The organism is Paenibacillus sp. sgz302191, assembly GCF_057749925.1.
This window is the reverse complement of the sequence record NZ_JBYLHY010000021.1, coordinates 38,240-54,258: the sequence shown is the minus strand read 5'-3', so window position 1 is coordinate 54,258 and position 16,019 is coordinate 38,240. Positions and strand designations below refer to the sequence as shown.

Below are 16,019 nucleotides of genomic sequence, written 5' to 3'. Positions count from 1 at the left end.
GTCCGTCATCCCGATTGTGACTGCTTTGTTCAGTACGTTCCCTGGAGATAACATCTCACACGAAGCTATACGTGTATTTGTATAAGAGAAAAGAAGTCATCTAAATTATAGAAACGCCAATATCCAAACCTTGGGGATGGATATTGGCGTTTTTAAATTCATAGAATTGGACTGTCTAGTTATAACATAGGTAACATTGGGATTAAGTTACTCTTAAACTCAGCCCAAAGATTGATCAATTTGTGCTTGCCCACCCGCAGTGTCAAACCACAAGCAGCTAGATTTTGAATTCGCATAAGTAGATTATATATAAAAGATATGCTACATTAATTAATATCACCTAAAAAAAGAGAAATATGAGAAACAATGGTTTTCGATCATCTTGACCCATAAGATGATATATTCGAAAAACAAGGGAGTGCATGCTTCAAATGACCCGTTTGAAACGAAGAACGCTTTTTCCCCTAACCCATCCGCAGAGCCGAATTTGGTATACGGAAAGTAAATATCCCCAGTCGAATTTGAATCTGATTGTGATCAGCAGCGAGACCCAACAAGCCATCCGATTTGATGTCATGGAGCAGGCCATCCGTAAGTTTATCGAGAATCAGGATAGCCTGCGCATCCGGTTGATCCTGGTGGACGGTGAGATCAGACAGTATATTGACGATGAGGCGGATCTGCAGCCGGTGGAAAGAGTGCAGCTCGACCGGCCGGTAGGCGCTGAAGATCCGCTGGAAGCTCTCGTATCCCGCAAGGAAGCGTTCCAGATGGACCTGTTCAACTGTGAATTGTTCAAATTTTATTTCTATGAAATCGGAGAGCGAAGGGGGTTTATAGCGAAGTTTCATCACATCATTGCGGACGGCTGGTCGACAACCTTATTCCTTGACTATATCTGGAATGAATACCTTCGGACTGTCGGCCAGCCGGACGGTAAAGATCAGCTCCCTCAATCACCCGCTCCCCAAGGTTCTTACCTGCGGTATATGGAGAGCGAGCGGAGCTATCTGGATTCCAGCCGGCGGGTAAAGAGCAGTTACTTTTGGCAGAAAACCTTCACGCCGCTGCCGGAAAGGCTCCCCGCTCCGAGCGATTCCACCGCTGCGAGAAGAAGTTACTTTGTCCTCTCGGATGAGCAGGATGCAGGCGTACGGAAATTCATTCAAGAGAACAATATTTCAATTCCTTCCTTTTTTATGACGGTCCTCTATATTTACCTCAGCCAAGTGCAGCAGTGTACCGATCTAGTATTGGGTACGCCCGTATTCAACCGGTCTAGCAGGGAAGAGCGGGCTATGTTCGGGATGTGTACGAGTACGATGCCTGTCAGACTCACAAGTGATACCGACGTGCCTCTCCGCCAGCTATTCAGCTCCGTTCACGATGAACTCAAACGCTGCTATTTTCACCAGAAATATCCCTATGACCTCCTGATTCCTTTGCTTAAAAAACAACATCCCGAACTGAATCAATTGTTCGAATACGGCCTTAATTTCCTGAACTACCGCTTCATTCCGGAGCTTAACGGAATCCCTATTGTGACCAACTGGCATCATACCGGACAGCAAACCGAATCCCTGACGTTACTGATTGGGGAGCGACATGAACGGAAGCTCATTCTCATGTACGACTACAAAACAGAGATGTTCACAGAACAAGAGATTATCCTGATGAATGAGCGCATTCAATTCCTTATGGATCAGCTGCTTAAGAACGGCGAGCTTCGGCTGAAGGATATCGAGATCATGCATAAGGAAGAAAGACAGCGGATTCTTCATGAATTTAATGAAACGTTGACGCCTTATCCTTCGGACCAAACGGTGGTTTCTTTGTTCGAACAGCAGGTGGTGAGATCGCCGGATGCGACGGCTGCCGTATATAAGGATCAGAAGCTTACGTACCGGGAGCTCAATGCGAGGGCGAACCGACTGGCCTGGAAGCTCAGAGCTGAAGGCGTGCGGTCCGGCAGCGTGGTTGCGTTGATGGCTCCCCGCTCGCTGGATATGCTGGCTGGCATCTATGGCATCTTGAAGGCCGGCGCTGCCTACTTGCCCCTTGACCCGGGCTATCCGCAGGAGCGCATCCGCTACATGCTGGAGGACAGCGGGGCAGGTCTGCTGCTCGGTTCGGCCGAGTCCCTGGATGGCGTCCATTTCGAAGGGATCGTACTGGAACTGAACGATGAAGCGGATGGCGGCCTTCCGGCACGGAATCCTGAGCCGGCAGGCGGCCCGGAAGATCTCGCTTATGTGATCTATACCTCGGGATCGACGGGAAGGCCGAAGGGGGTCATGATTGAGCATCGGGCCGTGGTCAACCGCTTGGCCTGGATGCAGAAACGTTACCCGCTGGGCGCCCATGATGTAATCCTGCAGAAGACGTCTCTTAGCTTCGACGTCTCCGTATGGGAGTTGTTCTGGTGGTCACTCTACGGTGCCGGCGTGTGCCTCTTGGAGCCGGACGGCGAGAAAGACCCGGCCGTGCTTACACAGGCCGTTGCTGCTTACGGAGTCACGGTACTTCATTTTGTGCCTTCCATGCTGAATGCCTGGCTCGGGCATATGGAAACGGCGGGGAACCCGGAGGAGCTTGCCGGCGTCAAGCGGGTATTTGCGAGCGGCGAAGCGCTGCACAAGCAGCAGGTGGATCGTTTTTATCGCGTCGCCGGCGGCAACGGGGCGGCTTTGGTGAATTTATATGGTCCGACCGAGGCTACGGTGGATGTGACTTATTTTGATTGCATACCGGGGCTGGAGCGGATTCCGATCGGAAGGCCGATCGATAACACCCGGCTGTACATCGTAGATGAAGACCGGCAGCTGAAGCCGATCGGTGTACCGGGAGAGCTCTGTATCGCCGGCACTGGACTGGCACGCGGCTATCTGGGCAGGCCGGAGCTGACGGAAGAGAAATTCGTGGAGAATCCCTTCGAGCCCGGGGAGCGGATGTACCGGACGGGCGACCTGGCCAGATGGCTGCCGGACGGGAATGTGGAATACATCGGCCGGATGGATCACCAGGTCAAAATCCGCGGCTACCGTATCGAGCTCGGTGAAGTGGAAGCACAGCTGCTTCAAGTGGATGATGTGAGGGAAGCGGTGGTCATCTCAAGAGAGGACAAGTGGGGCCAGAAGCAGCTCTGCGCGTATTACGTGGCGGCCCGGGAGCTTGCTTCAAGTGAAATCCGAAGCCGCCTGACGGCTGTACTGCCGGGGCACATGATCCCTGCCCATTTGATCCAGCTGCCCGGCATGCCGTTAACCGTTAACGGCAAGCTCGACCGCAAAGCACTGCCTGAACCCGCCGGCTACAGGCAGACCGGTGTGGAGTATGCGGCGCCCCGGACGCCGGAGGAGCATTTGCTCGTTTCGATATGGAAGTCGGTCCTCGGAACGGAGAGAATCGGCGTCAAGGACAGCTTCTTTGAGCTGGGCGGGGATTCGATCCAATCCCTCCAAGTGATTTCCAAGCTGTATCCCGCCGGCTATCAGCTGGAAATGAAGGATGTATTCCACTATCCGACGCTGGAGCAGATGAGCACTAGACTAACGCCGGTCACCCGGCTGGCTGATCAGAGGGAAGTTTCCGGCGAGGTCTGTCCGACGCCTGTGATCGCAAGGTTCATGGAGCTGACGAAAGATTCTCTCCATCACTATAACCAGAGTCTTTTCTTGTTCCGGCCGGAACGATTCGAGGAAGCTGCACTGCGTCTAACCATGCAGCAGATCGTTACGCATCACGATGCCTTGCGCATGATCATGAGGCAGGATGGACAGGGGAATACGCTGTGGATTCGGAGCGCAGAGGAAGGGGATCTCTTCACGCTGGAGGTGATCGATTGCAGAGGGGAAGCGTCTGCAGAGAACACCATCGAAGCGAAGGCGGCGGAGCTGCAGGGCGGCTTCAACCTGTGTGCCGGTCCTTTGATGAAGCTGGCGCTGTTTCAATGTGCGGATGGCGACCATTTGCTCATCGTCATCCATCATTTGGCGATCGACGGGTACTCCTGGAGGATTTTGCTCGAAGATCTCGCCAAAGGGTATGAGCAGGCTCTTCTCGGTGTGGAACCGGTACTGCCGCTCAAAACCGATTCGTTCCAAGTCTGGTCGGACAAGCTTACGGCCTATGCGGACTCTCATTCTCTGCTGGAGGAGCTCTCTTATTGGCAGGAGGTGGACCGCACTCCGGTTAAAGCACTGCCCAAAGATATGGAGCAGGAGGTCTCGCGGGTTCAAGATAGCGAAGCTCTCACGGTCCAATGGACGGTGGAAGAAACGGAGCTTCTGCTCAAAGAAGCGCATCGGGCTTACAATACCGAAGTTAACGATCTGCTGTTAACGGCGCTGGGAATTGCTGTCGGGGAATGGAGCAGGCACAAGGAAGTCATGGTCAATCTGGAGGGACACGGCCGAGAGGCCCTTCTTCAGGATACCGATATTTCCAGAACGGTAGGCTGGTTTACGAGCATCTTCCCTGTTGTATTGAGGAACGAAGCGGAGCTTCCCCTTTCGCAGCAGATCAAGAAGGTGAAGGAGCAGTTGCGGGGCGTGCCGGGCAAGGGCGTGGGGTACGGCCTCCTGAGGTACTTATCCACGGGCAAAGAAAAGTGGGGGTTCTGCGCCAAACCGGAGATCAGCTTCAACTATCTGGGGCAGTTCGATCAGGATCTGCAAAATCATGGGCTGAATCTCAAACTATCGCCTTATTCCAGCGGCAGCCTGGTCGGAGGGAATGCCGAAAGACCGTACGCTCTGGATATCCACTGCGCGGTCACTTCAGGCAGGTTGTCGCTAACGCTCAGCTACAGCTCCAAGCAGTACCGCAGTACGTCGATCGAGCGCTTGGCTGAACGGCTGCAGACGGCACTTCGCGAAGTGATTGGCCACTGCATGGAGAGGAGTTACTCCGAATTAACACCGAGTGATCTGTTAATCAAGGATATGACGCTGGAAGAGGTAGCGGAGCTGACGGAACAGTGCCGGCCTTTCGGTGAGATCGAAAATGTGTACCCGTTGACACCGATGCAAAAAGGCATGCTGTTCCATTCTCTCCTCGGCGGCCAGCCCGGAGCTTATGTAGAACAAGTCAGCCTCCAACTGCAGGGAAGCCTGGACATCGAGCTCCTCCGCAGAAGCTGGAATGCGGTGATCGAGCGGCATGATGTGCTGAGAACGAACTTCTACAGCGGCAGAAGGGAAGAACCGGTGCAGGTGGTATTTCGGACGAAAGAGATCAGCTTCCAGTATGAGGATATCCGCAGCATGAACGAGGAAGAGAAGGTGGCGTGTATAGATGACCTGATCGCCCGGGACCGGGCCAGAGGATTCGAGCTCAGCAGGGATCCGCTGATGCGGGTCACCGTACTGCGCAAGGAAGACGCGACATATCAAATGCTGTGGAGCCATCATCATATTCTTCTCGATGGCTGGTGTCTGCCTTTGATTTTCCGCGAGCTCTTCACTTTATACGCCTGTTATCTCAAGCGGAACGAACCCGCACTCCCTCCGGCCGTGCCGTATCACCGGTATCTCTCATGGCTGGAACAAAGGGACATGGAAGCGGCGGAGAAGTACTGGATGGCCTGCCTTGAGGGGTATGAAGGTTCGTCGTCCCTGCCGAAGCGGACTCCCGATGAAGCGCAGCAGTCCACTTACGATCCGAGAGTGTACAAAGCCGGGTTTGGCAGGGATTTGACGGAGCGGATGAACGGGACCGCCCAGCGTAACGGCGTGACGATGAATACCCTTTTGCAAACCGCTTGGGCTGTGCTGCTGCAAATGTATACCGGGAGGCAGGATGTGGTATTCGGGAGCGTAGTCTCGGGAAGACCGCCGGAAATTCCGGGGATTGAAGCGATGGTCGGTCTTTGTATCAATACGATCCCTGTTCGCATCGTGTGCCGGATGGAGGAAAGCATATCTGAAGTGATGCGCAGAACGCAGGAGCAGGCGCTGAGTTCCCAAGCCTACCTTGCTTATCCGCTGTACGAGATCCAGGCCAAGGTTCCGCAGAATGGAGCGTTGATCGATCACATTCTTGTATTCGAGAACTACCCGCTGACCGAAGGACTCGGCCCAATGGGGGAACATCCGGATGTCCATCTGGCATTTGGGGGCTTTACCGTGCGGGAGCAAACCAACTATGATCTGAACCTCATCGTGCTTCCGGGCGAAGAGCTGTCGGTTCAATTTCAATTCAACGGCAGTGTCTATGAGGAGACGGCTGTGCAGAGATTGGCCGGACACCTGATCCACATCCTGGAGCAAGTGGTGAACGACCCGCACCGGGTTGTCGGCGACCTGGAGCTGATGACGAAGCAGGAGATCCTCCTGCAGCAGGAATCTTTCAATAACACGGCAGTCCCTTATCCGAAGGAGAAGACCGTTCATGCCCTGTTCCGGGAGCAGGCGGAACGGATGCCGGATGCCCTTGCGGTGGTCTCGGACGGGGAAGCCTTGACCTACCGCGAGCTAAATGAACAGTCGAATCAACTGGCGCGCTTCCTTCAGAGCCAGGGCATCGGACCGGAAGGGATCGTTGCTCTGCTTCTGCCCCGGTCCGTGCGTTATATTCAGTTTGTGCTCGGCGTGTTAAAGGCAGGCGGGGCTATTCTCCCCATCGATCCGTCTACTCCGGCCGAACGTATACGGCATATGCTGAGGGATAGTAGACCTGCACTTGTGTTGACGGAGCTTTCCCTGCCGGAGGCCGTTCTGGGCGATGTAGAGGCAGTAGCGGCAGAGGAGGCCATCTCCCGTTCGAGGAGTATGCCGGCTTCGGATCTGACCATTGGTGCCAGCTCAGGCGATGCCCTGTATGTGATCTATACGTCGGGATCCACGGGAACCCCCAAGGGTGTACTGATCGAGCACCGGACCCTCATCAATTTGCTGCAGTGGCAGCAGGAAAGCATCCCTGTGGAAGCGGGGGTTTCGAAGGTTCTTCAATTTGCTGCGATGGGCTTCGATGTGTGCTATCAGGAGATGTTCACTGCGCTTCTTGGAGGCGCCGAGCTGCATATTGTTGGAGAAGACCGGAAGCGGCAGCCGAGGGAGTTCGTCGAATCTGTGGTGGAAACCGGCGCGGATATCGTATTCCTTCCAACCGCTTATCTCAAATATTTGGCTTCGGAGAAGCGGTATCTGGAGACGCTCTCCCAAGGCCGTGTGCGGCATATTGTCGTGGCCGGGGAACAGTTAGTGATTCATCCGAATCTGCGCGCTTATTTGTTGGAGCATGAGGTGACTTTGCACAATCATTACGGTCCTTCCGAAACCCATGTGGTGACCTCCCACAGGATGCAAGGCAAGGATCCGCTTCTCCCGAACCTGCCACCGATCGGCAGACCTATAGCCAATTCAAGCATCTTCGTTATCGACCGAAACGGGCACCTGCTGCCTGTAGGAGCGGCAGGGGAGCTGTGCATAGGCGGGGCCGGTCTCGCCCGGGGGTACGTAAACCGTGCCGAGCTGACGGCCGAGAAGTTTGTAAATCATCCGCTTCAGCCCGGCGAAAGGATGTACCGCACAGGCGATTTGGCGCGATGGCTGCCGGACGGCACGCTGGAATACTTGGGCCGCATGGACCATCAAGTGAAGATCCGGGGATACCGGATTGAGCTTGGCGAGGTGGAATCCCGGTTATTGGATACCCCGTCCATAACGGAGGCGGTCGTCTTGGCGCTCGACGATGAAGAGGGAGCGAAGTACTTATGCGCGTATGTTGTGGCGGAATCCGGGCTCACCTCGGGAGAAATTAGAAGCGCGCTGGCTGAGGAACTGCCTGCCTATATGATCCCGTCCTTCATCGTACAGCTTGACAGACTGCCGCTGACGGTCAACGGCAAGGTGGACCGCCGAGCGCTGCCTAAGCCGGAGCATGCGGTTCAGAGCGAAGCGGTGTACGTGGCTCCGCGCAATGAGACCGAAGACCGGCTTGCGGAAATCTGGAAGAGCATATTAAAGCGCCAGGACATTGGAGTGAGGGATAACTTCTTTGAACTCGGCGGTCATTCCTTATCGGCGGCAAGCTTAATCGGACGAATCTACAAAGAATTGAACATGGAGCTCCCGTTGAGAGAGGTGTTCCGGTATCCGACCATTGAAGGCATGGCCCGGGTGATCGACGCTGCAAACCGCAGCGGTTATACCCCGATCCCCCTTGCAGAGGAGAGAGAGTACTATCCGGTTTCCTCCGCCCAAAAGCGCATCTACCTGATCAGTCACCTGGATGGCGGCGGGCTGAGCTATAACATGCCGGGGGCTCTGCAGATGGACGGTCCGTTGGACCGCATCCGGGTCCAGGAGGCCCTCCAGCGGCTGATCGCCCGTCATGAATCGCTGCGGACCGGATTCGAAATGAAGGACGGGAATGTCATGGCCCGGATCTATGAAGCGGTGCCTTTCTCCGCATTTTCCATCCCGGTGATGGATCAGGCGGAGCCGGATCTCCTTCGCGGCTTTATCCGGCCGTTCGATCTGTCTCAGGCGCCGCTGCTCCGGGCCGGGCTGGTCCGGTTGGAGCCGGACCGGCATCTGCTGCTCTTCGATATGCATCATATCATCTCGGACGGCGTGTCGCTGGGTATTCTGGCCCGGGAGTTTATTCAATACTATCAGGGGCAAGAACTGCCGCCCCTTCCCGTTCAATACAAAGACTATGCGGTCTGGCAGCAGGAGCTTATAGCCCAGCTCGCGATGCAGCTGCACCGGCAGTACTGGGTTGACCGCTTCCAGGATGGGGTTCCGGTCTTGGAGCTGCCGACGGACTACCCCCGTCCCCCTGCACAAAGCTTCGAAGGGGATACGGTGTCCTTCCGGATCGATCAGGGGCTGCTTCAGAGGCTGCAGGAGCTGGCCCGGGAGACGGGAACTACGCTGTACATGACGCTGCTCGCAGCCTTCAATATGCTGCTGTTCAAATATTCGGGGCAGCCGGATATCGTGGTGGGCAGCCCGGTGGCCGGCCGTGAGCATCCCGATGTGGAACCTCTCATCGGCATGTTTGTTAACACACTGGCGCTGCGCAACTATCCGGAAGGCGGCAAGTCTTTCCGTGCCTTCCTCTCCGAAGTAGGGGAGCGGGCGGTGGAAGCGTTCGTCCATCAAGCCTATCCGTTCGAGGAGCTGGTGGAACGGGTGCAGGTGCGCAGGGATTTGAGCCGCAGCCCGTTATTTGATGTGATGCTCGTGCTTCAGAATATGGAGCAGGACGAATTGTCGGCTCCGGGACTTGTCCTTAGCTCTTATGAGATCGATTCGCGAGTGGTCAAATTCGATCTGACCCTTACGCTGACGGAAGAACAGGGCGGGCTGCAAGGCAGTCTTGCGTATGCCGTCCGGCTGTTCAAGCGGGAAACTGCGGAGCGTATGGCCACCCACTTTCTTGAGGTGCTCAGGTCTGTGGTGAGGGAGCCGGATGGGCTCCTGAAAGATTTGGAGATCATGACGACCCCGGAGCGGCATGAAATTCTGGAAGTATTCAACCGGACGGAGTCCGGGTACCCGCGTGAGCAAACGATCCATGCCTTGTTCGAAAAACAGGCGTCGCGGACACCGGATGCGGCGGCCGTAACCGATGAGCAGGGCCGGAAGCTGACCTATGCCGAGCTGAATGCCAGAGCGAATCAGGTTGCGAACAAGCTTCGGGGCTGCGGCGTTCAGGCAGATACGATCGTTGGCCTGATGACGGAACGCACGCTCGATATGATGGTGGGGATCTTCGGTATTTTGAAGGCGGGAGGGGCCTACCTGCCGGTCGATCCGTCGTATCCGGCGGAGCGTATCCGCTACATTCTGGAGGACAGCGAGACGAAGGTGCTGCTGACCGGGCAGTTGGCCATTGAGGCAGCTGACGTGTTCGACGGCACCGTACTTGATCTGCAGGGCGATGTTTTCAGCGATGAGCCCATGGACAATCCGATACCCGTTAGCGGACCGGACCATCTCGCCTACGTCATCTACACGTCCGGCTCCACCGGACGGCCGAAGGGCGTCATGATTGAGCACCGTTCGGTCATCAACCGGCTGCATTGGATGCAGAAAGAGTATGGACTCGGCGAAGGGGATCTCGTTCTGCAAAAGACGCCGATCAGTTTCGATGTGTCGGTATGGGAGCTGTTCTGGTGGTCTTGGTACGGTGCCGGCTTGTGCCTCCTGCCGCCGGGAGGAGAGAAGGATCCGGCTGTCATCGCGGCTGTCATTGCGAAGCAGCGGGTGACAACCATGCACTTCGTGCCGCCCATGCTGGGAGCGTTCCTGGATTATCTGGAAGCACACCCGGATGTGGTACAGGGCATGGCTTCCTTGAAGCAAGTGTTTGCCAGCGGCCAGGCGCTTCCGAAGCAGCTTGCGGACAGGTTCTACGAATGCCTTGGCGAAGACGGCATCCGGCTTGTGAATTTGTACGGGCCAACCGAAGCGACGGTGGACGTCACTTCGTTCGATTGCACACCGGGGCTGGAACGCATTCCGATCGGAAAGCCAATTGACAATATCTGCCTGTATGTGGTGGATGAGAACCTGCACCTGCTCCCCGCAGGCATCCCCGGCGAGCTGTGCATTGCCGGGGTCGGCCTCGCCAGGGGGTATCTGGGCCGCCCGGAGCTTACAGCGGAGAAGTTTGTAGACGATCCGTTCACAGGAGAGGGGCGGATGTACCGCACCGGCGATGTGGCCCGCTGGCTGCCGGACGGGAATGTGGAGTACCTCGGCCGGATGGACCACCAGGTCAAGATCCGGGGCAACCGGATCGAGCCGGGTGAGATTGAAGAAGCTCTGCTGCGCCATGAGCGGGTTCGGGAAGCGGTCGTGATCGACCGGACCGACGAAACCGGGATGAGCTATCTGGTTGCATACGTTGCTGCCCAGGCCGAGATGACGGGATATGAGCTTAGGGCACATCTGGCCCAGAGACTGCCGCAGTATATGATTCCTGCCTACTTTGTCGCCATGGAACGCCTGCCGCTGACGCCTAACGGCAAGCTGGACAGGAGGGCGCTGCCGGTTCCCGACACGGCGGCGGCAAGGGCGGAAGCCTATGTGGCGCCTCAAAGCAGCACGGAGCGGAAGCTGGCGGAGATCTGGAGCGAGGTGCTTGGAGCGGGTCAGATAGGGACCCAAGACAATTTCTTCCAGATGGGCGGGGACTCGATTAAATTGATTCGCCTGTCCAACCGGATTCATCAGGTGTTCGGGACTCAGGCCCGTCTGCAAGACTTGTATGTCTACCAGACCATCGGCGAGTTTGCCCGCTGCATGGAGGAGTCCGGAACCGGCAGCGGGTCAGAGGAGATGGCGCGAGGGCTGGGGCTTATCGAGGCACTCCAGGATCGGTTCCGGGATGAACCGGCGATGCAGCGGTACCTGCTGCATGGAATCGAGGATTTCTATCCTCTGAGCAAAATCCAGCAGAGTATGGTCTACTACTCGAAGCTGAAGCCGGATGAGCCGATCTATCACGACCAGTTCTTTTTCACCGCACGGATTCACCGTCTGGATGCCGGATTGATCCGGCAAACCACCCTAGCGCTGATGTGCAGGCATGCCATCCTCCGGACCGTGTTCGATACCGTCCGGTTCTCCGAGCCTCTTCAGCTGGTGTACAAGCAGGTGGAGCCGGATCTGTCGGTAGAGGACATCATGCATTTGCCGGTAGAGGCTCAGCGGCAGTATGTGGAAGAGCGGCGGCATGCCGATCTGGCCGACAAGTACTTGACGGACGACGGTCTGCTGTGGAGGCTTCGGGTGTTCAGGATTGGAGCGGAGGAAGCGGTGATCCTTCTGTCCTTCCATCATGCGGCGCTCGACGGCTGGAGCGTGGCTGTGTTCCAGCAGGAATTTATGGAGCTGTACAACCGGCTCGCCGCTGCACAGCAGGATGCCCTTCCGCGATCCTTCGAGCTGCCTCCGCTCCGCAGCTCGTACAAGGAATACGTGGCGTTGAACGCTTACAAGCAAGCGGACGGGAAGACGACGGAATTCTGGAGAGAGTTCCTCGCCGGCTGCACGCGCGGCAAGCTGCCGTTCAATATTGCGCGCAAACTGCGCTCAAGCACGGCGCCAAGCGCCATTATCAATAAAACGGTGGAACCCGGGCTCGTACGCAAGCTGGAGGAGGGGGCCAAAGCTTATGGCTGCACCGTGAGGGACTTGTGTCTCGGCGCCCATCTCTACCTGCTGCGCGTCATCACGACCGAAGAGGATATCGTGACCGGCGTCGTTTCCCATGATCGTCCGGCTGTGGACGACGGGGACCGCATACTCGGATGCTTCCTGAATTCGCTTCCGATGCGGATGCGCATCGGCAAGAGGGAGGCCAAGCAGGAGCTGCTTCGCCAGGTGGCGGATACCCTCTACCGGATGAAGGCCCATGAAGTGTTCCTTAGCGATATTGCACGGATGGTCGGAGAAAGATCCGATCTGTCCCTTAACCCGATTTTCGACACCTTGTTCAACTATACGGACTTCCATGTTCTGAATTTCCGTACGGCAGGTGACGGCATCCGCCCGGAGGAAGCGGCGGGGCTTGAAATGGAAAGTGCCGAGATGACCAACACGCTGCTGGATGTCGAGGTGCATCGGAGCAGCGAGCACATGAATGTCCAAATCAAGTATGCCCCGAGCTACTTCTATGACCGGGATATGGAGACGGTATTCACGCTCTATGTGCGGATTTTGGAGGAGCTGTGCGACGAGGCGAACCCGATTCTGGGCAGCGAGGCATTGATCCTGACGGAGGAGGGGGACCGGCTGCTCCGCGAATGGAATGCTCCGGCGTACGAGCTTGCGGCTGCCTACACGGAGGGGAAGACGCTGCACGGGCTGTTCGAGGAACAGGCGGCAAGAACGCCGGACCATGCGGCGGTCCGGCATGGAGGCCGAACGCTGACCTATGCGCGGCTGGAGGCGGAGGCGAACCGGTTGGCGCGGCATTTGGCGCGGCACGGTGTGCGCAGCGGGGATCATGTGGCCCTGGTGGCCGGTCGCGGAACCGGCATGATCACCGGAATGCTCGCCATCCTCAAGGCGGGGGCGGCTTACGTGCCGGTCGATCCGGATTACCCGCCGAGCCGCAAGGCATATATTCTGCATAACGCGGAAGCTGCGGCGGTACTGGCCGACCGCGTTTACCCGGATCTTGGGCATGAACGGGTCATCCTCATGCAGGATGAGAGGATCGCCGGGGAAAGTTCCGAACCGCTGCAGCTGGCGAAGGACAGCGGCGATTTGGCCTATATCATTTACACCTCCGGCTCCACGGGCACGCCGAAGGGCGTGATGATCGAGCACCGCAGCGCCGTCAACCTGGTCTCCTGGGTCAACCGACGGTTTGCGGTCGGTGGGGAAGACCGTCTGCTGTTCATCACCTCGATGTGCTTCGACTTGTCCGTCTACGATATTTTCGGGATGTTGGCGGCGGGGGGAACCGTCGTGGTGGCGGAACGCGAGCAAGTGCTCGACCCCGGGGCGCTTCTAAGGCTGATGGAGGCCGAGGAGGTCACGTTCTGGGATTCGGTGCCGACGACGATGAACCACTTTATCCATCATCTGGAAGAAGGTTCCGCAAAGTCAGAGTCGCTTCCTGCTGGATTGCGTTTGGTCTTCATGAGCGGGGACTGGATTCCGGTCACGCTGCCTGGTCGGATCCGGCAGTTGTTCCCGCAAGCGGAAGTGATCTCGCTGGGGGGAGCGACGGAGGGGACCGTCTGGTCGAATTACTATCCGGCCATGGAAGTCAGCGCTGACTGGAGCAGCATCCCGTACGGCCGGCCGATCGGGGGCAACGCCTTCTACATTCTGGACGACGACCTGGAGAGGGTGCCGTGGGGCGTGGTCGGCGAGCTGTATATCGGCGGCGTGGGCGTAGCCCGCGGATATATGAACGACGAGGCGAAGACGGCGGCGGCGTTCCTGCCCGACCCGTTCCTCCCGGGAGGGGGATGGATGTACAAGACCGGGGACCTTGGGAGATTGCTGCCGGACGGGAACGTGGAATTCCTGGGCCGCAAGGATCATCAGGTGAAGATCCGCGGCTACCGGGTGGAGCTGGGCGAGATCGACAGCCGACTGGCCCGGCACCCGGGGATCCGCGAAGCAGTGGTGATGGACCGGCTGGACGGACGGCAGCAGCGGTATCTGTGCGCCTATATCGTGCCGTCGGGCGAGCTGACGGTGGCCGCTGTCCGGGAATACCTCGCGGCGGAGCTGCCGGCCTATATGGTGCCGGGAGCCTATGTGTTCCTGGAGGAGCTGCCGCTGAATGCAAACGGCAAGGTAGACCGGAAGGCGCTGCCGGAGCCGCGGGAGCTCCAGGATAGCGGATCAGGCTACACTGCGCCGCGGACCCCGGTAGAGCTGAAGCTCGCAGAGATCTGGCAGGAGGTGCTCGGCTTGAAACGGGTCGGCGTCCATGAGGATTTCTTTGAGAACGGCGGAGACTCGCTGGGGGCTGCTTCGATGGCAGGAAGGATTCAAAAGGAGATGGGGGTTGCCCTTCCTCTGCGCGAAATTTTCCGGCTGCCGACCCTGGAAAAACTAGCCGTTCTTGTTGAAAGCTCGCAGCAGGCCGAGTACGCGGGCATCCCCGTTCTGCCGAACCGGGAATATTATAGGGCGTCCGCTGCGCAGGAATGGATTTATACCGTGAGCACGATGTCGGGCGAAGGGGATGTCTACAATATGCCGCACGTTCTGGAGGTCACGGGACCGATCGAGGTGGACCGGATACGCTCCACTTTCCTGAAGCTGATGGAGCGTCACGAAACGCTGAGGACCGGGTTTGACATCCAGGAGGAAGAAGTGGTGCAGCATATTTATACAGAGGTGCCTTTCGAAATCGAGCGGATTCCGTGGAAGCAGGATGCTCCTGAAATGCAGGAGGTGATCTCCCGGTTTATCCGTCCGTTTGATCTCTCGAAGCCGCCGCTGCTTCGTGTAGGATTGGCCGCTCAGCAGACCGGGAAGCACCTCATGATCGTGGACATGCACCATATCATTTCGGATGGCGTTTCCATGCAGATCGTCATGCGGGACTTCCTGCGGCTGTACGCGGGGGAAGAGCTTGCGCCGCTGCCGGTCCAGTATAAAGACTATGCGGCCTGGCAGCGTGAGAGAATGCAAAGCGAGCAGTACCTGAAGCAAGAGGCTTACTGGCTGAAGTCATTGTCCGGTGAGCTCCGGGGAATGGAGCTTCCGATTGCTTACCCCCGGCCTGCACTGCGAAGCTACGAGGGGGGACGGCACTCTTTCGAGGTGGATTCCGCGGTAACGGAAGGGCTGCGGCAGCTGGCCGCAAGCGAGGGAAGCACCCTGTTCATGACGCTCATGGCAGCCTATACGGTTCTGCTCTCCCACTACAGCGGCTATGAAGATATTGTTCTGGGGACCCATGTGGCCGGAAGAATATCAGGGGAGCTGGAGCCGATGATCGGAATGTTCGTCAACACGCTGGCCCTGCGGAACCATCCGCGCAAGGAGCTTACCTTCCGGGAATATGTCCATGAAGTAAGGGAGAATACGCTTGAGGCGTTCGAGAATCAGGAATATCCGTTCGCCGAATTGGTGGAAAAGCTGGGTATCCGCCGCGATCCGGGCCGCAATCCTTTGTTTGATTTCGTATTTGCTTTCGCCGAGAGTGCATCCGGTAATGCAGAGATTGACGGCATCTCGGTGCGGCCTTATGCCATGGAGCACCATACAGCCAAATTCGATCTGTCTTTAACGATGGAGCTTGAAGATAGCGAGTTCAAGGGATCGTTTGAATACAGCACCGCCTTGTTCTCTATGAAATCGATCGAAGCCTTGACAAGAGATTATCTTGAGCTGTTGGCGGTCATCGCGCTCCATCCGGACCGGCGCTTGGCAGACCTCCGTGTTACCGGTTTTCAGAAAAAGACAGTTCCACAGCTGGAATCCATCGAACTCATCTTTTAATCTTCACCCGCGGCTTCGTTTCCCACTGCCTGAAGTCCGGCAGCATTCCTACTCTAATCCTATGATGTGATAGAAAGGACGTAC

1 protein-coding gene is annotated in these 16,019 nt (G+C 57.1%); it reads left to right on the top strand.

Translation table 11 applies throughout. The features are described 5' to 3' along the window. Nucleotides 1-431 precede the first annotated feature (431 nt). Nucleotides 432-15,935 carry an amino acid adenylation domain-containing protein gene (locus AC3G2T_RS25420; protein WP_488437334.1) on the top strand — a complete coding sequence of 5,168 codons (15,504 nt, stop codon included), beginning with the start codon at nucleotides 432-434 and terminating at the stop codon, nucleotides 15,933-15,935. The last annotated feature ends 84 nt before the right edge of the window (nucleotides 15,936-16,019 follow it).

What these genes read in the sequence shown, in the direction of transcription:
- AC3G2T_RS25420 (WP_488437334.1), top strand. Translation starts at nt 432, where the DNA reads ATGACCCGTTTGAAACGAAGAACGCTTTTTCCCCTAACCCATCCGCAG.